The organism is Pseudomonadales bacterium (assembly GCA_041395945.1).
Classification (GTDB): domain Bacteria; phylum Pseudomonadota; class Gammaproteobacteria; order Pseudomonadales; family Azotimanducaceae; genus SZUA-309.
Genome location: JAWKZN010000003.1, coordinates 205,305 through 232,004, shown reverse-complemented (window position 1 = coordinate 232,004; position 26,700 = coordinate 205,305). Strand labels below are relative to the sequence as shown.

Annotated in this window: 19 protein-coding genes and 1 pseudogene; 16 read left to right on the top strand and 4 right to left on the bottom strand. The window is 63.7% G+C overall.

The genetic code is table 11. The features are described from left to right. Nucleotides 1–258: 258 nt before the first annotated feature. The 11 genes and pseudogenes from R3E82_22230 (at nt 259) to R3E82_22180 (ending at nt 15,407) form a co-directional block, all read left to right on the top strand. On the top strand, nt 259–2,211 hold the full coding sequence (locus R3E82_22230; GenBank protein MEZ5553613.1) for a GspE/PulE family protein: 1,953 nt from the start codon (nt 259–261) through the stop codon (nt 2,209–2,211). Next, the gene (gene glnE / locus R3E82_22225) at nt 2,208–4,982 is read left to right on the top strand and encodes a bifunctional [glutamate--ammonia ligase]-adenylyl-L-tyrosine phosphorylase/[glutamate--ammonia-ligase] adenylyltransferase (protein ID MEZ5553612.1); all 2,775 of its coding nucleotides are present in this window, start codon (nt 2,208–2,210) and stop codon (nt 4,980–4,982) included. The genes R3E82_22230 and glnE overlap by 4 nt, the downstream gene beginning before the upstream one ends. Before the next feature lie 19 nt (nt 4,983–5,001). Next, the gene (locus R3E82_22220; protein MEZ5553611.1) at nt 5,002–5,937 is read left to right on the top strand and encodes a branched-chain amino acid transaminase; all 936 of its coding nucleotides are present in this window, start codon (nt 5,002–5,004) and stop codon (nt 5,935–5,937) included. Continuing rightward, nucleotides 5,934–6,923: a lipopolysaccharide heptosyltransferase II gene (waaF, locus tag R3E82_22215; GenBank protein MEZ5553610.1), complete on the top strand. Its 990-nt coding sequence runs from the start codon at nt 5,934–5,936 to the stop codon at nt 6,921–6,923. Before R3E82_22220 ends, waaF begins: the two co-directional genes overlap by 4 nt. Before the next feature lie 34 nt (nt 6,924–6,957). Then, nucleotides 6,958–7,986, top strand: coding sequence for a lipopolysaccharide heptosyltransferase I (waaC, locus tag R3E82_22210; GenBank protein ID MEZ5553609.1), 1,029 nt, complete (start codon nt 6,958–6,960; stop codon nt 7,984–7,986). 8 nt (nt 7,987–7,994) lie between these two features. Further along, a pseudogene (locus R3E82_22205) lies at nt 7,995–9,101 on the top strand (glycosyltransferase family 4 protein). Between the two features lie 27 nt (nt 9,102–9,128). After that, entirely contained in the window at nt 9,129–10,277 is a 1,149-nt protein-coding gene (locus tag R3E82_22200) for a glycosyltransferase family 4 protein (protein ID MEZ5553608.1), read from the top strand. After that, the gene (gene rfaP / locus R3E82_22195) at nt 10,267–11,082 is read left to right on the top strand and encodes a lipopolysaccharide core heptose(I) kinase RfaP (protein MEZ5553607.1); all 816 of its coding nucleotides are present in this window, start codon (nt 10,267–10,269) and stop codon (nt 11,080–11,082) included. The genes R3E82_22200 and rfaP overlap by 11 nt, the downstream gene beginning before the upstream one ends. Further along, nucleotides 11,079–12,545, top strand: a complete 1,467-nt coding sequence (locus R3E82_22190; protein ID MEZ5553606.1) for a lipopolysaccharide kinase InaA family protein — start codon at nt 11,079–11,081, stop codon at nt 12,543–12,545. Before rfaP ends, R3E82_22190 begins: the two co-directional genes overlap by 4 nt. A 32-nt stretch (nt 12,546–12,577) precedes the next feature. Further along, nucleotides 12,578–14,323, top strand: a complete 1,746-nt coding sequence (locus tag R3E82_22185; protein MEZ5553605.1) for a carbamoyltransferase C-terminal domain-containing protein — start codon at nt 12,578–12,580, stop codon at nt 14,321–14,323. After that, a complete protein-coding gene (locus R3E82_22180; protein ID MEZ5553604.1) occupies nt 14,307–15,407 on the top strand; it encodes a glycosyltransferase family 4 protein in 1,101 nt (366 codons plus the stop codon). Before R3E82_22185 ends, R3E82_22180 begins: the two co-directional genes overlap by 17 nt. 61 nt (nt 15,408–15,468) lie before the next feature. Here R3E82_22180 and lpxL read toward each other — a convergent pair whose 3' ends face one another. Beyond that, entirely contained in the window at nt 15,469–16,380 is a 912-nt protein-coding gene (gene lpxL / locus R3E82_22175) for an LpxL/LpxP family Kdo(2)-lipid IV(A) lauroyl/palmitoleoyl acyltransferase (protein ID MEZ5553603.1), read from the bottom strand. Nucleotides 16,381–16,459: 79 nt separating this feature from the next. On the opposite strand from lpxL, the gene hldE reads away from it, so the two are divergent. Then, nucleotides 16,460–17,881, top strand: coding sequence for a bifunctional D-glycero-beta-D-manno-heptose-7-phosphate kinase/D-glycero-beta-D-manno-heptose 1-phosphate adenylyltransferase HldE (gene hldE / locus R3E82_22170; GenBank protein MEZ5553602.1), 1,422 nt, complete (start codon nt 16,460–16,462; stop codon nt 17,879–17,881). A 116-nt stretch (nt 17,882–17,997) separates the two neighbouring features. Here the strand turns inward: hldE and R3E82_22165 are convergent, their stop codons facing one another. Together R3E82_22165 and R3E82_22160 are read right to left on the bottom strand one after the other, a co-directional pair. Next, on the bottom strand, nt 17,998–18,762 hold the full coding sequence (locus R3E82_22165; GenBank protein MEZ5553601.1) for an aldo/keto reductase: 765 nt from the start codon (nt 18,760–18,762) through the stop codon (nt 17,998–18,000). Further along, nucleotides 18,759–19,949, bottom strand: a complete 1,191-nt coding sequence (locus R3E82_22160; protein ID MEZ5553600.1) for an FAD-dependent oxidoreductase — start codon at nt 19,947–19,949, stop codon at nt 18,759–18,761. The genes R3E82_22165 and R3E82_22160 overlap by 4 nt, the downstream gene beginning before the upstream one ends. A 122-nt stretch (nt 19,950–20,071) precedes the next feature. Between R3E82_22160 and waaA the strand changes: the two genes are divergently transcribed. Next, complete coding sequence (gene waaA / locus R3E82_22155) at nt 20,072–21,433, top strand: lipid IV(A) 3-deoxy-D-manno-octulosonic acid transferase (GenBank protein MEZ5553599.1); 1,362 nt, start codon at nt 20,072–20,074, stop codon at nt 21,431–21,433. Here the strand turns inward: waaA and R3E82_22150 are convergent. Beyond that, the gene (locus tag R3E82_22150; GenBank protein ID MEZ5553598.1) at nt 21,426–22,757 is read right to left on the bottom strand and encodes a TolC family outer membrane protein; all 1,332 of its coding nucleotides are present in this window, start codon (nt 22,755–22,757) and stop codon (nt 21,426–21,428) included. The genes waaA and R3E82_22150 overlap by 8 nt on opposite strands. Before the next feature lie 369 nt (nt 22,758–23,126). Between R3E82_22150 and R3E82_22145 the strand changes: the two genes are divergently transcribed. The 3 genes from R3E82_22145 to parE are packed head-to-tail and all read left to right on the top strand — an operon-like array spanning nt 23,127 to nt 26,339. Beyond that, nucleotides 23,127–23,573: a DUF1249 domain-containing protein gene (locus R3E82_22145; GenBank protein MEZ5553597.1), complete on the top strand. Its 447-nt coding sequence runs from the start codon at nt 23,127–23,129 to the stop codon at nt 23,571–23,573. Between the two features lie 52 nt (nt 23,574–23,625). Then, complete coding sequence (locus tag R3E82_22140; protein ID MEZ5553596.1) at nt 23,626–24,423, top strand: metallophosphoesterase; 798 nt, start codon at nt 23,626–23,628, stop codon at nt 24,421–24,423. 20 nt (nt 24,424–24,443) lie between these two features. Continuing rightward, nucleotides 24,444–26,339 (top strand): DNA topoisomerase IV subunit B, encoded by a 1,896-nt coding sequence (gene parE / locus R3E82_22135; protein ID MEZ5553595.1) that lies wholly within the window; start codon nt 24,444–24,446, stop codon nt 26,337–26,339. The last annotated feature ends 361 nt before the right edge of the window (nt 26,340–26,700 follow it).

Genomic DNA, 26,700 nt, shown 5'->3' with positions numbered 1-26,700 from the left:
GCCGCGGATTTTACACCACATGTCCGGCACTGTGGCCGGGTGTGTGATGGCTGTCATGTTTGCCGACGAGAAGTCGGTTGAAATTGCCTCTGGCATGCCGTTAACTGCTCGTCTGGATGCTAAAGTTTGGCTAAATCAGGGACTTACGTGGCCAATCCTGTCTCACCACGCGAACCGCAGAAGGCGGCACCCAGCACGCGCGGATCTTCCGCCGCGGCTGTGCCGGCTGCGGCTTCGCCCAAATTCCCCGAACCTTCGATGCTGGAAGTCGCGCGCGATGTCGCGCGCGATCACGCGCACGAGCCACTGACCGGTGACGCAGACCCGGTGCCGGAGGCGTCTGCCGATATGACAGCGGACGACGCGGCGATTGCCGCAGGGATACCGGCCGATGGTGCGCAGCCGCGGGAGTCCTCCCTGTCGGAGCGACTGATCGACCAGCCGGATCTGCTTGCAGAGCGTCTGCTAGACCTCCCTTCGCTGCTCGATGACCTGGTGCGGGAAGAATTCATCAGCCAGCGTCAGGCGGAAGACATTCTCATCGCCCCCCGTACCAAGAAAGAACTGCTGCAGCATCCGATGGAGATCGTGGCGGATCGGGAATACGAGAATCGCAACAAGCCCGGCCACAAACTCGACCTCGATACCCTGACGCTGTGGTTGTCGGCCAAGTCGCGCCAGCCCTATGCCCGCATCGATCCGTTGAAGGTCAACGTGAATGCGGTGACCGAAGTGATGTCCTACGCCTTTGCTCAGCGCCACAACATCCTGGTGCTCGAGGTCAACGACGACGAAGTGGTGATCGCCAGTGCCCAGCCCTTCATGCATCAGTGGGAGGGCATGCTCACCCAGACCCTGCGGGGCCGGCGCATCAAGCGCAAGGTGGCGAATCCCCGGGACCTGAATAAATACATGCTCGAGTTCTACACCATGGCGCGGTCCGTCTCCCGCGCTGAGGAAGCGGGATTCGAGGTCTCCGGTATCGCCAACCTCGAGCAGATGCTCGAACTCGGCACGCTCAAATCGCCGGACGCCAACGATGCGCACATCGTCAACATCGTGGACTGGCTGCTCAACTATGCCTTCGAGCAGCGGGCCAGTGATATCCATATCGAACCGCGCCGCGAGAAAGGTCTGATCCGTTTCCGCATCGATGGCGTGCTGCATCACGTCTATGAACTGCCGGGTGCGGTGAATGCGGCGGTGACCAGCCGATTGAAGATCCTTGGCCGCATGGATGTCGCGGAAAAACGTCGCCCCCAGGATGGCCGAATCAAGACCAAGTCCCAGGAAGGGGACGAAGTCGAACTGCGCCTGTCGACGCTGCCCACCGCCTTCGGCGAGAAGATGGTGATGCGGATTTTCGATCCGGATGTACTGCTGCGCAGTTTTTCCGAGCTGGGACTGGCCGGTGAGGACTACAAGCGCTGGCATGGCATGATCAATCAGCCCAACGGCATCGTTCTGGTGACCGGACCCACCGGCTCGGGCAAGACCACCACCCTCTATTCCACCCTGAAGCAGCTGGCCACAGACGAGGTGAACGTCTGCACCATCGAAGATCCGATTGAAATGGTGGAGCCCGCCTTCAACCAGATGCAGGTGCAGCAGAACATCGGTGTGACTTTCGCGAAGGGTGTCCGCGCCCTGCTGCGACAGGATCCGGACATCATCATGGTCGGTGAGATCCGTGATCTGGAAACCGCGGAGATGGCGATTCAGGCGGCGCTGACCGGTCACCTGGTGATCTCCACCCTGCACACTAACGATGCGCCCACGGCGATCACCCGACTGCTCGACCTCGGCCTGCCTGCCTATATGATCAAAGCCACCGTGCTCGGTGTCATGGCGCAACGTCTGGTGCGAACCCTGTGCCCGCACTGCAAGGTCGAAGAGAACGTCGACCTCGAAGCCTGGCAGCTGCTCACCCACCCCTTCCGGGCGAAGCCGCCGGCCCGGGTGTATGCACCCCGGGGTTGCCTCGAGTGTCGGGACACCGGCTACCTGGGTCGCATGGGGGTCTATGAACTGCTGCCTTTGAGCACGAAGGTACAGGGGCTGGTGCAGACCGAGACCGATATCGAAGGGCTGCGCAAGGTGGCGATGAAAGAAGGCATGCGCACCCTGCGGCTGTCCGGGGCACAGAAAGTCGGTGCAGGATTGACGACGATCTCCGAAGTGCTGCGCGTCGCTCCTGCGTCACAGAGTTGATTCCGCTCCCTGATTCGCTCCGCGCGGCCGGCCTGCGGGCCGCGGGATACCTGACAGAAATTCAATCCGCCGGTCTGACCGGAGATACCCGGGAAGCCCTGGTGCGGGTTTTTTCTCTGAGTGAATTCGCAGCCAGCACCGCGCAGCGCCACGAAGACTGGCTGGTGGATGCGCTGCGGCGCGGGCGATTCGATAAACCTGCCAGCGCCGCAGATCTGGCAGCCGCACTCACGGAGCAGCTCGATGCGGTCACCGACATGGCCGGTCTGCAGTGCGCGCTGCGATCGGTGCGCCAGCGCCACCAGTTGTGGCTGGTGTGGCGCCACGTGCTGGGCCTGGCACCGCTGGAGGAGACCACCCACGTCTGCTCCAGCATGGCCGATCTGCTCATCGATGCGGCCTTGGAGCGGGTATACGCATGGAACTGCGAGCGGCGCGGTGTGCCCCTGGGTGCCGACAGCGGCAGGCCTCAGCAGCTGGTGGTCCTTGCTCTGGGGAAACTCGGCGCGGAAGAACTCAACCTGTCTTCGGACGTGGATCTGGTGTTCACCTACCCGGAAGCGGGCAGCACCGAATCCGGAGAAACCAATCAGCAGTTCTTCGTACGGGTAGGCCAGCAGCTGATCCAGGCGCTGGATGCGCTGACGGTGGATGGCTTCGTGTTCCGGGTGGATATGCGGCTGCGACCCTATGGCGCCAGCGGCCCCCTCGCGGTGGACTTTGCCAACCTCGAAAACTATTACGCCACCCAGGGTCGGGACTGGGAGCGCTACGCACTCATGAAGGCACGGGCCTGTGCCGGGGATATCGCCGAGGGCACCGGGCTGCTCGCAGATCTGCGCCCCTTCGTGTTTCGCCGTTATCTCGACTTCGGTGCCATCGATGCGCTGCGCGATATGAAGGCGCGTCTGATCGCCGAACGGCACCAGTCCGAGGATGTAAAGCTCGGGCCGGGGGGGATCCGGGATGTGGAATTCTGTGTGCAGATGCATCAGATGATCTGGGGTGGCCGGGAGCATGTCCTGCAATCGCCGCGGTTACTGGAAGTGCTGCCGGCACTCGGCAGCCTTGGATTGCTCGAAGCGCCGAAGGTCGACGCCCTGCTTGCCGGTTACCGGATGCTGCGCGATACCGAACACAGCCTCCAGGCCGAGGCCGACCGTCAGACCCAGCAGCTGCCGGCAGCGCCGGAAAGCCGGCTGCGTCTCGCCGTGTCCCGGGGCTTCGCCGACTACGCAGGCTTTCTCGCGGCGCTCGATCGCCATCGCGTGGAAATCCAGAAGGTGTTCGAAGATCTGCTCGGTGAACAGCCTGAAGGAGAAGATGAAGCAACCGCGCTGTGGCGTGCGCCCACAGACGCGGCGCGTCTGCAGCGCTTCGGCTTCAAGGAAATCGAGGCCAGCAGCGCGCTGCTGCTCGGGCTGGTCAGTGCCCGGGATCGACCCGCGGTCAGTGAAAATGCGCGGACCCGGTTGAATCGGCTCATGCCTCTGCTGCTCCAGCATCTGCGCGAATCCGCCGGAGAGGGTCCGTCGTCCGACCTGATTCTGGAGCGGGTGACACCCATCCTCAGGGCGGTGCTGCGGCGCTCGGCTTATCTGTCGCTGCTCGCCGAAAACCCCAACACACTCCGACATCTGCTGAATCTGGTGGGCACCAGTCTGTGGCTGGCTCAGCAGCTCGCCGAACACCCGATATTCTTCGATGCCCTCCTCGATGGCCGTCAGCTCAGTGTGGTGCCTGATCGTGCCACGCTTTCCGCATCCCTCGCAGAGGACCTCAAGGCGGCAGGCGAAGACGAAGAGCGGGCACTGAATGTGCTGCGCGAATTCAAGAGTCACCATGTGTTCAGTGTTGCCCTGGCGGAAGTACGCGGCACCCTGCCGCTGATGAAGGTGAGCGATGCCCTCAGTTTCCTCGCGGAGGCGGTCCTCGACGCGGCCCTGCGGATGGCCTGGGATGCCAATCTCGAACGTTTTCCGGAATACGCCCAGCCACGGCCCTTCATCATCGTGGGTTACGGCAAACTGGGCGGCATAGAGCTCGGCCCCGGATCGGATCTGGATCTGGTCTTTGTGCACGACCTTCCGGAGGGCGCCGGCCCCTTTCTGCAGCGGCTCGTACGTCGCCTGCTGCATGTGCTCACCGCGCCCACCTACAGCGGCGCGCTCTACGAAATCGATACCCGCCTGCGACCATCAGGTGGCGCGGGCACCATGGTGAGTTCCCTGTCCGCCTTCGCTGACTATCAGGACAAGCGCGCCTGGACCTGGGAGCAGCAGGCGCTGGTGCGGGCCCGGCCGGTGGCGGGAGATGCGGCGCTGGCAAAACGCTTTGCAGCGTTACGGCGTGAAATTCTCGGCCTGGAAAGGGATCGCGACACCCTCCGTGATGAAATTCTGAAGATGCGGGAACGCATCAGCGAGCATCTGCTGGAAGACGAGGACGCGGATCTCAAGCGCGGTGCAGGCGGTATCGTCGATATAGAGTTTATGGTGCAATACCTGGTCCTGGCCTGGGCCCACCAGCATCCGTCACTCACCGAATTTACGGACAATGTCCGCATTCTCGATGCGGTGGAGCGACTCGAGCTGCTGCCGTCGGGTGCCGCTGGAAGGCTCCGGAAGGCCTACATCGCGCTGCGGGCGGAGTGGCATCGCAGCGTGCTGGACATTCCGGACCGGGAACGGGCATCGCTGACCCTGGCGACCTACCGGGATGAGGTACGCACCATCTGGACGCTGGTCTTCGGGGAGCAGACAACGGCCTGAAAAGGAATCGAGGATCCTTATGACGTCGGAAAACTTAGCAGATCGGGACGGCTGGATCTGGCAGAACGGTCAGATGATTCCCTGGCGCGAAGCAAAAGTGCACGTACTCACACACACGCTGCACTATGGCGTGGGGGTGTTTGAAGGGGTACGCGCGTATCTGACCCCGAAAGGGCCCTGCATCTTCAGACTGCATGAACACACACGGCGTCTGTTCAATTCAGCCCACATCCTCGAGCTTGAGATTCCCTTCACGCCCGAGCAGGTGAGTCGCGCCCAGTGTGAAGTATTCGCGGCCAACGAGCTGGAAGAAGGCTATCTGCGCCCCATGGTGTATCTCGGATCCGAAGCCATGGGACTGCGGGCAAAAGGTCTGTCGGTCAATCTGGTGATCGCCGCCTGGCCCTGGCCCAACTACATGGATGCGGAAAGCCGGGACAAAGGTATCCGGGTGCGGACATCGTCTTATACGCGACATCATGTGAACATCACCATGTGCAAGGCGAAGGCCAACGGCAACTACATCAATTCGATTCTGGCGCTGCACGAAGCCATCGACGCAGGTTGCGACGAGGCGCTGATGCTGGACAACGAAGGCTATGTCGCGGAAGGCACCGGCGAGAACGTCTTCATCGTTCGCGACGGAGTGATCCACACCCCGGAACTCACCTCCTGTCTGGATGGCATCACCCGCAATACGGTCATGCACCTGGCCCGGGAGCTCGGTCTCTGCCTTGTGGAACGGCGTATCACACGGGATGAGGTCTACATCTGTGATGAAGCGTTCTTCACCGGGACCGCCGCGGAAGTGCTGCCCATCCGGGAGCTGGATGGCCGGCGTATCGGCAGTGGCGCACGGGGCCCGATCACCGAGCGGCTGCAGAGTCTCTATTTCGAGCAGGTGCGGGGCAAGCGCCAGGCCTTCCCCGAGTGGCTGACACCCGTGCGCACGTGAATGTCCTCATCGTGGCGCCTGCCTGGGTGGGCGACATGGTCATGGCCCATGCGCTGATCCGGCAGCTCTGCGCCCGTTATCAGACCCTGTCCATCGATCTGCTCGCACCGCCGGCGACCGCTGCCCTGGGTGCGCGGATGCCGGGTGTGCGCCAGACCCATCGCCTGGATGTCGGACATGGAGAGCTGGGCTGGTCGGCGCGCCGGGTAATGGCGCGCCGGTTGGCGGGCGAACACTACGATCAGGCCATCGTGCTGCCCAACAGTTTCAAATCCGCGCTGATTCCCTGGTGGGCGGGTATCCCCAGGCGTACCGGCTGGTCGGGTGAGTCCCGCCTGCTGATTCTCAACGACCGGCGCACGCTGGATGAGAGCGCCTGTCCGCTCATGATCCAGCAGTTCGTCGCCCTCGGTCTCGAACCCGGGCAGGGACTGCCGGACCCCCTGCCGTTGCCGAGGCTGGCTGCAGATGCGGACAACGCTGCCCGGTTGTGTACCGATCTCGGCATCCACACCAGCGGGATCACGGCGCTGTGTCCGGGTGCCGAATTTGGTGCGGCCAAGCGCTGGCCGGCCGAGCACTTCGCCGCGGTGGCCCGGGCATCGGTGGCCAGGGGTCGCCAGGTCTGGCTGCTCGGCTCCCCGAATGACGTCCCGGTGTGCCGGGAGATCGAAACCCTGGTACCTACGGGCCTGGTCAATCTTGCCGGGCGGACCAGCCTGACCGATGCGGTGGACCTGCTGTCGATGGCAGACGACGTGGTCTGCAACGACTCGGGCCTGATGCATGTGGCTTGTGCGCTGGAGCGACGGGTCATTGCCCTGTTCGGCTCCACCTCGCCGGATTTCACACCACCCCTGTCCGCTGCTGCCAGGGTGCTGCGACTGGATCTCGAGTGCAGCCCCTGCTTTCAGCGTGAATGTCCCCTGGGCCACCTGCGCTGTCTGAAAGACTTGAGCCCGGAGCGGGTGATCGAAGTGCTTTAATAGCGTCGATGCGATCGATGGCTCCAAGTCTGTAATGCACGTGCTGCTGATCAAGATGTCCTCGCTGGGTGACGTGGTGCACGCGCTGCCGGCTGTCTCTGATGCCGCCGCCCATGGAGTAACCTTCGACTGGGTGGTGGAGGAAGCTTTTGCGGGCATACCCGCGCGACACCCGGCGGTGCGGCGCGTCCTGCCGATCGCCTGGCGGCGCTGGCGGCGCGGCCTCTATGCCAACAGAGCCGACCTTGCGCAGTTCCGGCGGGAGCTGCGGGAGCGCGACTACTCGCTGATCCTCGACGCCCAGGGACTGCTGAAAAGCGCGGCAGTCACCCTGCTTGCCCGGGGCCGCCGTAAATCGGGCTTTGACTGGGCATCGGCCAGGGAGGGTGCGGCCAGCCTCTTCTACGGCAGCCGTCACCCGGTGCGGCGGCAACAGCACGCCGTGGACCGGCTCCGGCAACTTTTTGCGGCGGCGATCGGCTACCGGATGACGGACGCCGAACCGCGCTTCGCTATCGGGGATTCCCGGAATGGGAAAGGCGACCGCGCGCAGCGGGAGTGCGTGCTGCTGCATGGCACCACCTGGACCAGCAAGCACTGGCCTGAGCCGATGTGGACCGAACTCGCACGTCGCCTGAGTGAGCGCGGTTTTGCAGTGCGGCTGCCCTGGGGTAACGGCGAGGAACAGGCGCGTGCCGGACGGATTGCCGCTGGACTCCCGGGTGTCGAGGTGCTCGACGCGATGACCATCGATACGCTGATTGATCGGCTCTCCGCTGCGGCGCTCGCGGTGGGGGTCGATTCCGGCTTGAGCCATCTGGCCGCCGCGCTGGGGGTGCCTACCCTGACCCTCTATGGCAGCACGGATGCAACGCTCACCGGGGCCCGGGGTGCGAGGGCCAGTAATCTGCAGGCTTCTTTCCCCTGCGCACCCTGTCTGCGCCGCGACTGCGGTTATCGGGGCGCTGCCCAGCACTGGCAGGGCCGGACGGTCGTACCCGCCTGCTATGCGCGACTCGCACCCGAAGAGATCTGGCCTGCCATAGAGCGGCTGGTGGACTGAGTCGCCCCATGCAGATCGCCTTCACCCTGTTCAAGTACTTTCCCCACGGCGGCATTCAGCGCGATCTCATGAAGATCGCCAGGGAGTGCCTGCGCCGCGGTCACCGGGTTCGTCTCTATGTCATACGCTGGAACGCACCGCCACCGGAAGAAGATATCGAACTGCATGTCGTGAAAGTGGAGGCGCTGTCGAATCACCGGCTCTATGAACGATTTGCCGCCGAGGTTCACACCCATCTGCAGGATCACCCCGTTGATCTGCTTGTCGGGATGAATAAGATGCCCGGGCTCGACGCCTACTACGCCGGAGATTCCTGCTACGAAGAGAAGGCCCGCAGTCAGCGCGGCGCGCTGTACAGGGCACTGTCGAGATACCGGCATTTCTCCCGCTTCGAACGGGCCGTGTTCGATCCTCATGTGTCGACGGAGATAATGACCATTTCAGAAAGGCAGGCGCCGACCTTCCGGCGTTTCTACGACACTCCGCCCGAGCGCTTTCACAGCCTGCCCCCGGGCATCGAGACAGACCGCATCGCGCCACCGGATACCAGGCCCATCCGCACCGCACTGCGCACGGAATTTCAGCTTACGGAAGACAATCTGCTGCTGCTCTTCATCGGCTCGGGCTTCATCAAGAAGGGCCTCGATCGTGCGCTGCTGGCGATCCACGCGCTGCCTGATTCCCTGTCCGGACGCGTGCGTCTGTTTGTGATCGGGCATGACAACGCGGAACCCTTCCGGCGCATGGCGGTGCGACTGGGCATCATCGAACAGGTCACCTTCTTTGCCGAAGGCCGGGACGACGTGCCCAGGTTTCTGTTCGCAGCGGACGGTCTGCTGCTCCCCGCTTACGACGAGAATGCGGGCATGGTGATTCTCGAAGCGATGTTTGCCGGACTGCCCGCGCTGGTGACAGCCAATTGCGGATATGCCGGATATCTGCGCGATGCGGATGCAGGACTACTGGCGCCGCTGCCCTTCGATCAGCAGCATTTCAACAGGCAGCTGGTTGAACTCATGACTTCCGAGCGTCGCGCGGAGTGGATCAGCAACGGCAAAGCGGCATCGAAGCGATCCGAACTGTTCGAACTTCCGCAGCGCGCCGTCGACTATCTCGAAATCTTTGCCCGGCAGAAACGCAGGCTGATCGCGTTCGCGCTGTACAAGTTCTTTCCCTACGGCGGGCTGCAGAGGGATTTTCTGCGTATCGCAGAAGCCTGTCTCGCCAGGGGATACCGGGTGCGCGTCTATACCCTGTCCTGGGAGGGTCCACTTCCGGAAGGTTTCGATCTGATCAGAGTACCCGTGGATGCCGTGACCAATCCCTCGCGCTATGAACTGTTTGCCAAGTGGGTCCATGCGGATCTTGCCTGGCGCCCTGCGGCCTGCCTTGTCGGCTTCAACAAGATGCCGGGTCTGGACGTCTACTTTGCCGCAGATTCCTGCTATGAGGCGAAAGCACGGCAGCTGCGAACGCCCCTGTATCGGCAGACGCGCCGCTATCGCCATTTCTCCCGTTTCGAACATGCGGTCTTCGATCCGGAAGTGGACACCGATGTGCTTTTGATCACCGCACAGCAGCGCGAACAGTTCCATGAGTACTACGGTACGCCGGATACCCGTATGCACCTCCTGCCCCCGGGGGTGAGTCCGGACCGCCGGCGTGGCGCAGACGCTGCACAACTGCGCTGCGAGTTCCGCCGCGAATTCGAAATCGCCGATGACGAGACACTTCTGCTGCTGATCGGATCCGGCTTCGTCACCAAGGGACTGGATCGAGCGCTGGCCGCGGTCGCCGCATTGCCGGACCGGCTCAGAGCATCTGTTCGGCTGTTTGTTATCGGTCAGGACAATCCCCGCTCTTTTCAGAATCTGGCGGCAGGTCTCGGCGTGGCGGATCGGCTGCGCATCTTCGAAGGGCGCGATGACATTCCCCGCTTTCTCCAGGGTGCGGATCTGATGCTGCATCCCGCGTACATGGAAAGTGGCGGCATCGTACTGATCGAAGCCATCATCGCCGGCCTGCCGGTGATCGCGACCGACGTGTGCGGCTATGCACCCTTAGTCGAACAGGCCGATGCCGGTGTGCTGGTGGAAAGCCCGTTCTCCCAGGAGAATTTGAACTCGATTCTCGCCCGCGCGATCGAAGATCGGACCACACGGGCGCGCTGGTCGGCCAACGGCGTTCGCTTCGGCCAGACCGCCGACCTTTATGGCCAGACAGACCAGGCCGTGGCCGTGATCGAGCGTCGCATGGGCGCAGGTACTGCAGCGGTGTGCGATGCCCACTGACTGTTTTCTGAGAGAAGACCTGCGCGGCCTGCTCCCGGAAGAGGACCTGCTCGATGCCGCCGCAGCACTTGAGGGCACCGTCTATCGGGAAGTGGCAGGACGCAGCACGCGTCGAGTCGAACTCGGCGGACGCTGGTTCTTTCTGAAGTTTCATGAAGGGGTAGGCGTCGCCGAAATGCTCAAGAGCTGGCTGTCGCTGAAGCAGCCCATCGTCGGTGCGCGCAACGAGTACGAGGCCTGCCGGTATCTGGAACGCGTCGGCATCGTCGCACCCCGGGTGGCCGCCTTCGCAGAGTCCACCGGCCCCGCCCATCGGCGTCGTTCCTTTGTATTGTGCGATGAACTTGAAGGTTACGACGATCTCGAGACCCTGACCCTGCCCTGGCTGCAGGTTACACCGGGTGGACTCGAACGGCGCGCACTGGTGCTCCAGGTCGCCCGCTTCGCACGGCGTTTTCACGACGCGGGCCTCGTGCACCGGGATTTTTATCTGTGTCATCTGCTCAGAAATCGGCACCAGCCGGATGGGCCGCTCGGCGTTCTCGATCTGCATCGTGCGCTGCGTTTCGAGCAACTGCCCTGGCGCTGGCGTAAGCGCGATCTGGCGGCGCTGCTGTATTCCGCCCTGGACCTGCCGCTGGGAAAGTGTGCCTGGCTGCGCTTTGTCCGGGTTTACAGCGGGCGCCCGCTGGCCGAGGAGTTCCGGGAAAACGGTCGGCGCTGGGCGGCCGTGTACCGGCGTGCACTGGCCCTTTACCGCAAAGGTGAGCGCAAGGGACTCACCGCCGGAAAATTTCAGCCATGAAGGCGCAACTCGAACCTCCCTTTGCAGCGTCGAGTCTGGTTGATATCGAAGTCCCCTTCGACCTGGAGGTCCGGGAGGAGGGACTGCCGCCCGGGTTGGCGGAGGCACAACAGGTCCTGCACTGTGAACAGATTCTGCGCCACCTGCCGGGTCGTCGGCTGGTCGTTCGCACCCGGTGGGCGGGCCGTCCTGCGGTGTTGAAGCTGTTCATCGGTGCAGGTGCTGTCAGCTACCGGGATCGTGAGAGCGTGGGTCTGGAGGCGCTGCGGGTGGCCGGAGCCCGGGTGCCGGAGCGGCTGGCACTGGTACAGCAGGCAACCGGAGTGGGCATCGTCACCGCGTATCTGGCCGATGCGCAGAACCTGGACGTGGCGAACACCACACAGGTCGATGCGCTGGTACGCCTCTTCGCGCATCTGCATGCCCGGGGTATCTCCCATACGGATCCCCACCTGGGTAATTTCCTGACTGCCGCGGGTGAGCTCCATGTGGTGGATGGTGATGGCATCCGCACCGGCAGCCGCGCGCTGTCGCCCCAGGACAGCCTGGGCAATCTCGGTGAACTGCTCGCCCAGTTCCCGCCGGTGGCGGACGGGTGGATGACGGCCCTCATCCGCACCTATCTCGACGCGCGCGCCTGGTCGGCGACGGAGTACACAGCTCCGGCACAGGTGGCTCTGGCCGCAGCGCGCCGGGACCGTTATCGCCGCTATCTGAAGAAAACCCGGCGTACCTGCTCCGAGTTCGAGGTAGAAAAAGCCCCGGCCTCACTGCGTATCCGGGTTCGCGCCGAGGATGTGCAGATCCCCGGAACCTTTTTCACCGCCCCTGATGATCTGCTGAACCGGGGAGGGCTGCTCAAGGCGGGCAACAGTGCAACGGTCGCCCGCTGTGCGGTGGCGCCGGGGGCGGCGACCGGCCTGGTGATCAAGCGCTACAACGTCAAAAGCTGGGGGCAGGCGCTGCGGCGTTCGCTCAGTCCGCTGCCGCGTTTCCGGCGCGCCTGGAGTTATGGCGCCCTGCTGCGACTGCTGGAAATTCCCACTGCCCGACCGCTGGCACTGCTCGAACAAGGCATGGGTCCCTGGCGCCCCCGGGCCTGGCTGCTGCTCGAGGATCTGGGTGACCGTGACCTGGGTGTGGAACTGCAGGAGGCACTCGGGAGCGGGGCTGAGGATCGCATTGCGGCGCGCGTTGGCGAGGTGGTCGGACTGTTCGCCGCCCTGCGCGCGGCACGCCTGGTGCATGGCGATACCAAGGCCAGCAACTTCCTCATCCATCGGGACCGGGTGCATCTCATCGATCTGGATGCAATGACTCTGGCTGCGGGCGCAATCCGGGGGACGGATCAGGATGCGCACATTGCCGGATCCGCCCGGGACATCGCCCGCTTTCTCGAGAACTGGGAGCCTGGGCTGCGGGCCCGTTTCGAGGCGGCCTTTCGCGCAGCCGGACTGCTATAGTGCGCGCACCTCAACGCCAGTCGGACTGCTAAGTGATCATCCTGGGTCTGTCGGGGGCGCTCAATCACGATGCCTCCGCCGCACTGCTGGTGGACGGCGAAATCGTAGCCGCCGCCGAAGAAGAACGCTTCATCCGCGACAAACATGCGAAGAACCGGATGCCCCTGGAGGCGGCCCGCTACTGTCTGCGGGCGGCCGGTATCAGCCCCCGCAAGGTGGATGTGGTGGCCTTTCCCTATGCACCGATACCGCTGACTACACCGGCGCGCTGGCACTACGCGAAACGCTACTGGTATGCGCCCGATCGCGCGCTGGATGCGATTTTCAATGGCAACCGGCGCTACCGCCGCAACCGCCAGCGGGTCCTCGATGTGGGTGCGGAGCTCGGCATCGACTGGCACGACACCGAGTTCGTGCCGGTGGAGCACCATCTGGCCCACGCCTCGAGCGCCTATCATCTCAGCGGCTTTACCGGGAAGACGGCGATCATGGGGGTGGATGGCAAGGGCGAATACGCCACCACCTTCTTCGGCTATGGTGAAGGCGGTCGCATTCATCGCATCAAGGAATACTACGACCCGGATTCCCTCTCCGGTGTCTACGGCGCGATGACCGAGTACCTGGGCTTCGAGATGCTCGATGGCGAGTACAAGGTGATGGGCATGGCGCCCTACGGCGATCCGAACCGCTTCGATTTCAGCCGACTGATCCGCCCCAGCGGCCGGGGTTTCGAGGTGGATACCACCCTGGTGAACACCGTCGGCCTGCGCCGCCATAAAGAGGACGGTGTGGGTTTTTACTTCAGCGACAAGCTCATCGAATGGCTGGGACCCCGACGTCGCGGCGACATGGCGGATGAGCCCTACATCGACTATGCCGCCGCCATGCAGGCGCTGTTCGAACACTGGTGTCTCAAACTGCTCGAAACCCACCTGGGCGGCATCCTGCGGGAAACCGGGCAGCTGGCCTTCGCCGGCGGCGGTGCGCTCAATGTGAAACTGAACCAGCGCATCGTCGCCCTCGACCATGTGCAGGAGCTGTTTGTGCAGCCGGCTTCCGGCGACTCGGGCACTGCGCTGGGTGCGGCCACCTTCGTTGCTGCCGGGCGTGGCGAGCACTTGAGCCGCATGACCCACGCCTACCTCGGTCCCTGCTTCAGTAACGATGACTGTCTCGACGCCCTCGAAGCCTGCCGGGAAGGTGTGGCCTGGGAAAAGCTGGAAGATGTGCCGGCACAGACGGCACAGCTGCTGGCGGACGGTAATCCGGTCGCCTGGTTTCAGGGCCGCATGGAGTTCGGACCAAGGGCGCTGGGTGCGCGCAGCATTCTCGGCTGTCCCAATGCCCCCGGCATCGCCGATCGCATCAATGAGCAGATTAAATTCCGCGAGCGCTGGCGACCGTTCTGCCCCAGCGTGCTGGACCGGGTCGCCGCGGACATCATCCAGACCGATCATCCGGCGCCTTTCATGACCATCACCTTCGATGTCAACGAAGCCTGGAAGCGGCGCATACCCGAAGTTGTGCACGAAGACGGTACCGCCAGGGTGCAGATTGTCGAGCGCGAACAGAATCCCCGGTATTACGAACTGATCGAAGCCCTTGAGGGACTGACCGGGAATGCGGTAGTGCTCAACACCTCCCTCAACCGCCGGGGTGAACCGGTGGTGTGCACGCCACAGGATGCGCTGAACATGTTCTTCGGCTCGGATCTGGAGTATCTGGTGCTGGAGGACTATCTGGTGACCAAGACTGTGGACGATGACGTCGCCACCTGACCCGGCACCGGCCGTGGCGGCGGGCTCGGCGACAGATGCTATCCGATTCCCGCGCATCCTCCAGGTCTGTCCGAACGATCACCCGCCCTTTCGCGACATCTGCGACGTCTATGCCGCGGCGGGTGCGAGTCTCGGCTGTGCGGTGGACACGGTGTACCTGACGGATCTTGCGGCGCAAGGACGGTCCGCTTCGATTGCCGCCGGTCTGCGCAGCCATATTGCCGCCGGCCCGGAACCGCTGCTGGCCATCTGTCACCGCTATCGCGCCTACCGCACCCTGCGGGCGACGGGCCTGAAGCTGCCCCGGGTGGTGACCATCGCCCATGAATTCGGCTTCTTCGAACGCCTGCAGCGACGACTCGAGCGGCGACTGTTCGCCCGCAACATACTCTTTGCCGGAGTGTCCCCCGCGGTGCAGGCGGAGCTGGCTGCCACGGTGCCGGGTGCGCTCTGTCTGCCGAACGGCATCGATATCGACAGCCTCAACGCCACACTGTTGTCCCGGGAAGCGGCACAGGCCGAGCTGGGGATTGTGCAGGGAAGTTTCACCATCGGCCTGCTCGGCCGGCTGGTCGAGAAGAAACGACCGCTGCTGGCGATCGATGCGCTGGCGGCGTTGCAGACTGACCTGCCCGGGGCACGCCTGCTGGTGATCGGTGACGGGGAACTACGCGCTGTGATGGAGGCGCGGGCGGCCGGTCTGCCCGTGGATTTCTGCGGATTCGTGCCGGATGCGCGACGTCTGCTCAAAGGACTGGATGCGCTGCTGCTGGTCTCCAAAGACATCGAAGCCTTCGGCATGGTCGCCCTGGAGGCCATGGTCGCCGGTGTGCCGGTGGTGGCGGGACCCTCGCCCGGTCCGCGCTCGGTGCTGGGTGAGATCGGCTTCTACTTCGATCGTGCCGAACCGGCGGCGATCGCCCAGGCTCTGCAGGCGGTGCACCAGGCCGCGGGCAGCGCGGACGCAGGCCTCGATGCGCAGCTGCAACAGGGCATCGAACGGGCGCGCCGGGAATTCTCCGTCGCCGCGGTGGCCCGGCGTCTGGACGATCTCTTTTTTCAGGGGGTCCCCCCGGGGCGATAACGGAGTTAACCGGCGGGACTGAACGTCAGCGGGCGGTTCGACAACGGCCGTCGACCGGAAATCAGTAAAGGCCGGGCTCCCCCTCGGGCCGGGTTTTGAAGCGCCGGTGCATCCACAGGTACTGCTCCGGGTGCTGGCGGATGGCGTCTTCGAGAATGCCGTTGATGCGGGTGGCGTCACCGACGTCGTCGCCAGTTGGGAAATTCTCCAGGCGCGGATGAAAGTGCACCGACCAGGTACGCGTCTCCAGGTTCCGGAAATGGCTCATGAACACCACCGGCGACTGGTTGAACCGCGCCAGTCGCGCCGTTGCGTTGATGGTTGCCGCCTGCACACCGAAGAAGGGTGCGAACACCGAGTGTTTGCGGCCGTAGTCCTGATCCGCCGCATACCAGATCGCCCGACCGCTCTTCAGCCTGCGCAGGATCTCCCGGGTGTTCTCGCGCTCGATGACACCGTCGAAGAATCGTCGTCGGCCGCTCACCTGCAACCATTCCCACAGCGGATTCTTGTTCTCCCGGTAGATGACATCGATGTCCAGCGGCTTCAGTGCGGAAGCGATGATGTCCATGGCGGTGAAATGACCACCCAGCAGGACCACCCCCCGGCCCTGAGCCACCGCCTCGCGCAGGTGTTCGACACCGTGGAGGGTCGTCGCCGCGCAGACGTCCCGGCGGGGATTGAGCCACACCATCATGGTCTCCAGGGCGCCGAGTGCGGTGTGATGAAAGGAGGCGCGGCTCAGTGCATCCCGCGTCGCCGTGTCCTGGTCCGGAAAACACAGTGAAAGATTCACATCGGTGATGTGGCGGCGCGAACGGCCGAAACGGTAGACGATGGCTCCGAGCAGGTGACCGAGCCGATAGAGAACGGACAGCGGCAGGCGCACCAGCAGCCAGACCAGACCCAGCAGCAGCCAGGTGGGCCACACTCTCGGATCAAAGATCCGCTTGCGCTTTTTGATGCGTGGCATCGGCTCGTGGCTCCGGGGGTGGTTTCGGCCGGGGAGCGCGGAGTTTAGCAGCCCGACCCTGTGATACCATCCGGCCCCCATGAGATTACCGTCGCTGCAGTCTGTACACGTGCTGGTGGTTGGCGACGTCATGCTCGACCGCTACTGGATTGGTGCTGCCCGTCGCATTTCTCAGGAAGCACCCGTGCCGGTGGTGGACGTGGATGCCATCGAAGACCGACCCGGGGGTGCTGCGAATGTGGCCCTCAATGTCGCCAGTCTCGGCGCCCGCTGCACGCTGATCGGAATCGTTGGCGCGGATGAAGCGGGCGCCACACTGCGCGACCGACTGGCTGCTGCCGGAGTTGAGTGCGATTTCATCGAGCGTACGGACTGGCCGACCATTCTGAAACTGCGGGTGTTGAGTCAGAAGCAGCAGCTGCTGCGTACGGACTTCGAAAAAGCACTGCCCGATGGCGCATCTGCCACCATCGCGCAGCGTGTTGCGCGACACCTGTCCGGGGCTTCGGCGCTGGTGCTGCAGGACTACGACAAGGGCACCCTGGCGGAACCCGCCGCACTCATTGAGCTGGCTCGGGCGCGGAATGTGCCCGTGATCGTGGACCCCAAACACAAACCGCTGCGCGCCTATGCCGGAGCGAGTCTGGTCAAACCGAATGCTGCCGAGTTCGAAGCCGCCGTCGGCCCCTGGAAGAGTGACGACGAAATGCTCGAGAAAGCCCGTCTGCTGGCCACGGAGCATGGCTTCGAGGCGCTGGTCATCACCCGTGGCGCGCGCGGCATGTCGGTGGTGGAGGCGGATGGGGCACACCAGCACATCCCCGCCAGACCGGTGGACGTTTTCGATGTCACCGGTGCTGGGGATACCGCCGCGGCCGCGCTGGCCGTCGCCCGCTCCCTCAACTGGAAACCGGCCGCCTGTGCTCAGCTGGCCAATGTGGCAAGCGGCATCGTCGTCGGCAAGGCGGGCACGGCGACGGTCACCGGCCCGGAACTCGCCCGGGCCCTGGCCGGTGATCCGCGTGCCGATCGCGGTCTGCTCAGCCGCGCGCAGCTTGCCGACTCAGTGCACCAGGCGCGGATCAATGGCGAACGGGTAGTCTTCACCAACGGCTGCTTCGACATCCTGCATGCCGGCCATGTGGCCTATCTCGAGGAAGCCAGAGCACTCGGTGATCGGCTGATCGTGGCGGTCAACGACGATGCGTCCGTGCGCCGGCTGAAGGGCAGTGGCCGCCCGGTCAATCCGCTCGAGCAGCGCCTGCGCGTGCTGGCCGGCCTCGCCGCGGTCGACTGGGTCGTCGGCTTTGCCGAGGACACACCGGAGCCGCTGCTCGAACTGCTCAAGCCCGATGTGCTGGTCAAGGGCGGCGATTATGGAGTCGACCAGGTTGTCGGTGTCGACATCGTGCGCGGCTATGGCGGGGAGGTATCCGTGTTGTCGCTTGTCGAAGACTGTTCCACGACCGCCATCGTAGACAGAATCAAGCAGAAGAACTGACACGCCAGACCGCAGGAGCCGCCGATGGGGCCCGGGGTCGCAGGTCCTCGACCATCCCTGCTCAACCTCCCTCCGAACTCGCTGGCCGAACAACTGGACCTGATGACGGATACTGGCTAGACGGTCAGTCCGTCCAGCTCTGTGACGTTCTCCCGCAGATGCCCGGCACTGAGTGTCCCCACGATCACGGCACTCACTCCGGCCGTTGCCGCCGCAAAGCGCAGGCTGTCGCCGCCGGCATGGCCACTGGCGAGCGCCTTCTTCACCAGTACCCCGCACCCGGCAGTGGCAGCGCGGGCGATGACGGGCAGCTGCCCGGTTTCCAGCAGATTCAGGGTCGCCATGATGACGTCGCAGCCGGCCTTGATTGCGCAGTCACCACCCTCCACCGATTTATGAGAAATACCCACCGCGCGAATCAGTCCTTCGCCTTTGAGTGCGCGAAGGGCATCCAGTGTGCCCAGGGATTCGAGAATCTCGCAATCCGAGCCGTCGGAGTGGATCAGCACAATATCCAGATATTCGGTTCTCAGACGCTGCAGCGAAGCCGTGACGCTGGCGCGGGTCGCCTCAGGGGTAAAGTCCCATCGTGAGCTGCCCTGTTCGAAGTACTCGCCGACCTTGGTACAGAGGATCCAGGACTGGCGGTGCGGGCCGAGCAGTTCGCCGAGCCGGCGTTCGCTTTCCCCGTAAGCAGGTGCGGTGTCCAGCAGATTGATGCCCAGTTCCCGCGCGGTATCGAGCAGGCGCGCGGCCTGCCGATCGTCCGGCAGGTCGAAACCGGCGGGATATTTCACACCCTGGTTGCGGCCGAGCTTCACCGTGCCGAGGCCGAGCACGGACACCTGCAGGCCGGTGCGGCCCAGAGTTCGGTAGATCATCCGGACGGACACCAGGGCGGCTGTCCGAGCCGTGCTGCGGGAAGATGGAGTTCCGTCGGAGGTAATGCCGGGGCAGCCGGAGGATCCAGCAGTGACAGCACCCGCTCGCCCAGATCCGGCGCCAGACTCAGCTTGGTCGGCCAGCAGACGATGCTGGCCCCGCTCGACCAGGCGAAGGCTTCGTCGGGTCGGGTGCCCTGTGTCTGGTAGGGTTCCGCCCGGTCGATTCTGAGCGTATCGAAGGTCGCCTTGCTCCAGTCGAGCCAGGGTACGCAGGTGCGCAGTTCCGCGCGCGCGTGGTCGATGAGGGCATTCTCACCGAGTGAGACACCTTCCGTGGCCAGGCTGCCCCCCAGGTACCACAGCCAGGCATCGCCGTGTGGTTCCCGGTGGCTGGTAATGGTGAGCCGCGGCTCAGGTCTTCTGATGCCCGTAAGGCAGTGGGCGTAGAGGGGTTGCAGGGCCCGGTGTCGCACCAGAACCTGATGCAGAGGGCGCGTCTGCAGGCGTGGTGGCTCCGTGTCGAGTGCACCGAGCAGCGGCCCGCTGCCGGTACCCGCACAGAGAATGAGGCGCCGGGCCCGCACCATTCCCGCTGGGGTGACGATTCCCCAGCCGCTGCCATCCGGCCGCAGGTGCTCAGGTTTGACTTCGTGCTGATAGGTAAGATGTTTTACTGGTGCGAGCAGGCGCCCGAGCAGGGCGGTGGTATCCAGCACGAAATCGTTGAGCCGGTACACCACCCCGTCGAGGGGCTTGAGCGCTGCGGGATAGTCGGCGCGGTCGACTTTCTCGATGCGCCCGCGCAGGGTTTTGCTGGCAAAAAAACCGGTGAGGCGGCCAAGGGTGCTGTCGGCGGCGAACATGAAATAGTCTTCGGACAGTGGCTGCAGCCCGGCCAGGTTCACACTGCCGGTCCCGGCGAGACACTCGCGCCACTGCGCGGGCATGCGTCCGATGGCTTCCGAGGCCCCGGTCAGCTTCCCGCCCAGTGCGTACTTCAGGCCACCATGGATCATGCCCTGGCTGGCGAGGGTCTGACTGCCGCCCAGAGTCCGGCCTTCGAACAGCACGGCGCGGTACCCTTTCGCCTGCAGCAGGTTGAGCAGCCAGATGCCGGCAATTCCGCCGCCGACGATTGCGGCATCGACTTCGACGGGTTGTGCGGGAGCGAGGGGGGTAGTCATGCGCCGCCAGCCTATGGTGATGCGCTTCCAGCCGCAAGCGGGAGCCGCCGATTGGCACGCATGGTGCGTCGCGCGGGCCTGGGCCGTGCGTGTCAGGCAGGGAGGCGCGGTACACTGGCGCCATGAAGTCCACTTTTCCCGCGGCCGCGCGCCGTCCCCCCAGGCTCTGGCTCGCCGTATATCGACTGGCCCTGCTGCTCGCCCGCCCGCTGGTCCTGCTGCGTCTGCGTTTGCGGGCACGCAGGGAACCGGAGTACGGCCGGCGCGTGGCGGAGAGATTCGGCGAGGTACCGGAAGGCATCCCGCGCGGCGTCATCTGGTTTCATACTGTCTCCGCCGGAGAAACCATTGCGGCCGCCCCGCTGATCTCGGCACTCGTGGAGCTGTTTCCCGATCTCCCGTTCCTGGTTACCACCATGACGCCCACCGGCTCGGCGCAGGTGACGGCCCGGCTCGGCGGTCGCGTGCATCACTGTTATGCACCTTATGACTTCCCGGATGCGGTGCGGCGCTTCTATGACCGGGTGGAGCCCCGCATGCTGGTGCTGATGGAGACCGAATTGTGGCCGACCCTGCTCGGTGTGGCGAACGACCGCGGAATACCGGCGATGCTGGTGAATGCCCGGCTGTCAGAGCGCTCGGCACGCGGCTATGCGAGGGTGGGTGGGCTGATCCGGTCGATGGTCGAACAGCTGTCACTCATCGCCTGCCAGTACCCTGCCCATGCGTCACGCTTCATTGCTCTGGGCGCGGCCCCGGAGCGGGTGCAGGTGCTGGGCAGTGTGAAATTCGATGTGGAACTCCCGGCGGATCACCAGGCACGGTGCAGCAGGCTGAATGATCGCTTCGGGCTGGCCGGTCGTGCCGTCTGGATTGCCGGCAGCACCCATGAAGGTGAGGAGGCCATCGTGCTGCGCGCGCACGCGCACCTGCTCGAGCGTTTCCCGGACGCGGTCCTGATTCTCGTGCCCCGGCACCCGGCGCGTGCTGACGCCGTCGCGGAGCTGATCGCTCAGGCAGGCAGGACGTTGCTGCGCACGGGTGAAAGCGCGACGACTCTGCCTGCAGCTATCCCGGGTGACGCAGCAGCGAATCGTGCACCCGTCGAAGTGGTACTCGGTGACCGGATGGGTGAGCTGCTGTATCTGTACGGCCTCGCAGACGTTGCTTTCATCGGTGGCAGTCTGGTACCGGTGGGTGGTCACAACCCCATCGAGGCGGCAGTCTGGGGTCGGCCACTGCTCATGGGACCACATCGTTTCAACTTCACAGATGTGGCAGACGCATTTGCACAGGAGAACTGTCTGAGCACCGTGACAGATGCGCAGACACTCGGCGACGCCGTCGCCCGCTACTTCACAGATCCCCAGAGCTGTCGCTCGGATGGACTGCGGGCGCTCGGCGTGGTGCAGCGCAATCGGGGCACCACGGATCGTCTGCTGACCCTGCTGCGCAACTGGATCCGTCAGGTCTGTATCAGTTGACGCCCCGATCGCGCAGCGATGCCAGCTGCTTCACCCGTTCGTTGGGGTCCATGTAGGTCGCCAGCTCGGCCACGTCTTCGTCGCTGAGTACCCCTGCCCGCTGCTTGAGCAATACCAGACTCAGAACATAGTTGTAGCGCGAATCCGCGTAGTCGAACTGGGAGGCGTAGAGGGCTTCCTGGGCGCGCAGTACATCGACGATGTTGCGGGTACCCACTTCGTACCCGGTGGTTGTGGCTTCCAGCGCGGACTCCGCGGAGGCGATGGCTTTCAGCCGGGCACGCACGCGCACCACGTCGGTCTGCACGCGACGGAACAGGTTGCGGGTATCCCGGCTCACGGTCAGACGGCTGTCCTGGAGCTGCTCACGGGAGCGCTCCGCAAGCGCCTGGGCTTCGGAAACCCGTGAGCTGGTGTAGCCGCCCTGATAGATGGGCAGCCGGGCGGTCACACCGTAGACGGTGGTGTCGATCTTACCGGCGAGAAAATTGGCTCCGTCGGTCACGTAATGGTTGAAGGACACGGTACCGTCGATGGTCGGCAGATGTGCCGAACGCCTGGCCCGCACGGTGCGCTCTGCCGAGGTAAGCTGTGACTCTGCAGCCTTGATCTGGAAGTTGGTCGCGAGAGCAGAGGAGACCCATTCCTCTTCGTTGCTCGGCTCCGGATCCACAATCGGCAGTGTTTCCGACAGACGCAGAATTTCTGTGTAGGGCTGCACGGTCAGAGTACGCAGCACCTCGAAGAAGATGTCGTGGTCACCGGCGGCCTGCACGCGTGCGACCACCACGTTGTCATAGCTGGCCTGTGCTTCGAGCACATCGGTGATTGCGACCAGACCCACGTCGAAGCGCTGCTGCACCTGCTCGAGCTGGCGCTGCACGGCCGCTTCTGCAGCACGTGAGGACTCGAGCCTTGCGTCTGCGCGTAACACGTCCAGATAAGCCTGCACGGTTCGCACAATCACCTGCTGTTCGGTGCCGGCGTAATTGTGTTCGGCAGCGTTCACTGCGGCCCGTGCGCTCGAGTAGGTGTACCAGCGTTCCAGATTGAACAGGGGCTGGCTGAGCTGTGCACCCCAGCCATGATCGTTGAAGTCCTGTTCCACGCCCGTCTGTAGAAAATCCCGCTCATTCCAGCTCGAGGTGCCCTGCATGCCGATACTGGGCAGCAGCTGTGAGCGGGCCTGAGGGCCGATTTCCCGGGAAGCGTCGAGCTGAGCGGCTGCAGCACCGAGCACCGGATCATTGGCTTTCGCAGACTGATAGACCTCCTGGAGGCCGGCTGCCTGGGTGATCGAGGTAATGCTGCACAGGAGCAGCATCGACAACCAGTTTCGGAACCGCAGGAACGGGGTACTGCCGTACACACGAGCTGCACGGTTGAGAGAGGACGTAGGCTGAAGCGGGTATGTCATTTTGGGTCGGCGCTCGAGGGAGGAAACGGCGCAGTTTAACAGGCTGCTGTTGAATTAGGCTCCCTAGGAACGGCGGCGCCTGCCCGGGGCCAATTAGCGGTGGCACTCGCAGGTGTGGCGGGTATATTAGGCCGATGAATCCCATGATCAGCCGACTGGGAACAAGCGCACGGCGGGAAGCCGCCGTTGCAGGGCAGACTCTGTTGTCCCGTGCTCCGGTGTGCAGGCCCGCCCGGACAGTTCATTTCGAAGAGGCCAGAGAAGTAAGGCGGAACAGTGACGAAGCGGCAGAAGTACAGCATCGATCTCCCAGGGCACATGGCCGAGTGCGATGCCAACTATCTGCGTCTGCTGAAACTGTTTCCGCTCCTGCCCTCCCGGGATTCGAATCAGTTCAGCCTGGACATCAACGGCCAGGTCCTCGACATCCGACTTGACGTGCAGGAGCGGTCTCCTTACACGACCCTGCTGAAACTCTCCCAGGCACCGGAAATGCCCTGGAGTCGCACCCCGAGCCTGACGATCCGCATGTACCATGACGCGCGCAGCGCTGAGGTGGTCGAGTATCAGGGCGAACGTCACTTCCTGGCTGTATATCACTACCCCAATGAGACCATGAGGCACCCGGACGAAAAGGCGCAGATCAATCGCTTTCTCGGCGAATTTCTGTCTCTGTGCCTGGCTCGTGGTATCGCGCTCAGCGCTCCCCTGCTGACTCACTGATGCGCTGCTTGCAGCGGGAACTGGTGCATACGGCCTCAGCATGCGGGCTGTCATGCGGCTGAGCGTACTGCAGATCACCGATACGCATCTGCGCGCAACCGCAGGTCAGCGACTGCTCGGTGTGGACACCCAGGCCAGTCTGGAGGCCGTACTCACCGCCGCATTCGCGGTCCGGATACCGGACGCCGTGCTGGTCACCGGTGACATCGCCCATGATCCGGAGCCGGCGACCTATGAGCGATTCGTTGCGCTGTTCGAATCCTACTATAAGGGTCCGCGTCTGCTGCTGGCCGGCAACCATGATCTCTGGGCACCCCTGCTGCCGCATCAGCAGCAGGCCGGCTCCCGCGCACCCACCGCCGAGGTGCTGTCGATCGGCGCCTGGGACCTCATCGGTCTGGACAGCCACCTGGATGACGAACCCGGGGCCTGTCCGCCAGAACGGCTGCTGGAGCGCCTGCAGAGCGCGTGTGCGGATGCGCGGCGCGCGGCGCGACATGTGCTGATTGCGCTGCATCATCCGCTGATTCCGGTGGGCAGTCCCTGGCTTGATAAAGATCGGGTCCACAACAGCGACCTGCTGCTAGAATGGCTGTCCGAGCACTCCACGGCAAAAGCTGTCGTGTTCGGCCATGCCCATCAGATCGTTGAAAGCATATTTCGCGACATCCAGCTGCTCGGCGCGCCTTCTACCTGTTTTCAGTTCGCGCCTCACACTGAGAAGTTCACGATCGATGACCGCATGCCGGGCTGCCGCTGGCTTTTTCTGGAGACGGATGGACGTGTCAGCACCCAGGTACAGCGGCTGGACGACTTCCCGCTCACCCTAGATCTGACCCAGCGCCACTAACGAGCAGACAGTAACCAGATATGGCGGAATCGAAATATTCTGCGGAATCCCTGCAGGTCCTCTCCGGCCTGGAGCCGGTTCGCAGGCGTCCCGGAATGTATACGGACACCACCCGGCCCAACCACCTGGTCCAGGAGGTGGTGGATAACAGCGTGGACGAAGCGCTCGCGGGCTATGCCCGGGAGATATCAGTCACGATTTGCAAAGATGGTTCGGTGGAAGTGATCGACGACGGACGCGGTATGCCGGTCGACATCCATCCGAAATACAAGATCTCCGGTGTGGAACTGATACTGACCCGACTCCACGCGGGGGGTAAGTTCGATAACGAAAACTACAGTTACTCCGGTGGTCTCCATGGTGTCGGGGTTTCTGTGGTGAACGCGCTGTCCGAACATCTGGAGATCGAGGTCAAACGTGATGGTCAGGTCTACCGGCAGACCTACAGGAAGGGGGAGCCCCAGGGCAAACTGAAGGTTGTGGATGCGGTCGGCAAACGCAACACGGGCACCCGGCTGAAGTTTCTTCCGGAAGCTGCTTTTTTCGACTCGCCGAAGATCTCGGTATCCCGTCTCAGGCACCTGCTGCGTGCAAAGGCCGTGCTCTGTTCGGGGTTGCGGCTTTCGCTCACCGTGGAGGGCAGCGAAGAGGATTCGGAAACCTGGTATTTCGAAGAAGGGCTGAAGGGCTACCTGGAGGAGGCGCTGGGCGGTGCCCAGAGTGTGCCCGCCGAACCCTTCATGCACAGCGCGCAGGGTAATCTCGAGGCGGTCGAGTGGGCGGTGAAATGGGTCGTGGATGGCGCAGAACTGGTCACCGAATCCTATGTGAATCTGATTCCCACGACCGCTGGCGGCACCCATGTGAACGGTTTCCGCAGCGGCCTGACGGATGCGCTGAAGGAATTCTGTGAGTTCCGGGATCTCATGCCCCGGGGTGTGAAGCTAACCGGCGATGATTTGTGGTCCCAGTGTGCCTATGTCCTCTCCGCCAGGCTGTCTGATCCCCAGTTTGCCGGCCAGACCAAGGAAAAACTGTCGTCCCGGGATTCGGCGGTGTTCATCAGCGGCGTCGCCAAGGATGCTTTCAGCCTGTGGCTCAACGAGCATCCCCAGGAAGGGGAGCAGCTTGCCGAGCTCGCCATCAGCAATGCCCAGAAACGGGTGCAGGCTGCGAAGAAGGTCGCGCGTAAGAAAGTCACCGCCGGACCGGCCCTGCCCGGCAAGCTGGCGGACTGCTCCGGTCAGGATGCCGATCGCGCCGAGCTGTTTCTGGTGGAAGGCGACTCCGCTGGCGGTTCAGCCAAGCAGGCGCGGGATCGGGAATTCCAGGCGGTCATGCCGCTGCGCGGCAAGATTCTCAACACCTGGGAGGTGGATCAGAGCCAGGTGCTCGGCTCCCAGGAAATACACGACATCACAGTCGCCATCGGCGTCGACCCCGGCTCGAAGGATCTCTCCTCACTGCGCTATGCGAAGGTCTGCATCCTCGCCGATGCGGACTCGGACGGTCTGCACATCGCCACCCTGCTGTGCGCCCTGTTTGTGCGTCACTTCCGTCCGCTGGTCGAGGCAGGCCACGTCTATGTGGCCATGCCGCCCCTTTACCGCATCGATGTCGGCAAGGAAGTTTTCTATGCACTGGATGAAGCGGAAAAGCAGGGTGTACTCGATCGCATCGCCGCGGAAAAGAGGAGCGGCAGGATCATGGTGCAGCGCTTTAAAGGTCTCGGCGAAATGAACCCGCTGCAGCTGCGCGAAACCACCATGGATCCGGACACCCGGCGTCTGGTGCGGCTGACACTGGACTCGGACAGCAAGACCGATGAGATGCTGGATATGCTGCTCGCCAAGAAGCGCTCGCCGGATCGACGCGAGTGGCTGGAGGCGAAGGGTGATCAGGCGCTGATCGATTGACTGCTCGACGCTCGCTCAATAATTTTTGGAAGGTTGCTGGAGGCAGCGGATGTTGCAGACCGGTGTACGGGACACGCCGCGAGTACGTCCCTGTAGGCTCGGCTCCGGCCGTCCCTGGCCGGAGACGGTCCCGTACACCGGTCTGCAACATCCGCTGCTGCATTATCCTCCAAAGTTCATGAGTAAGCGTCGTCGAAAGAATGTTCGCGATCACCGATGCGCTCTGATGGATGGGCATCTGGCCCACAATCTTGGAAACGCATTGAGGGGAGGAGTGCGATAGGGCTTTCGCGAATGCTGTCGGCCATGGACGGCCGACCGCAAGCGCGCAGGGATGCGCCTGTAGCGGTTCGCGAAAGCC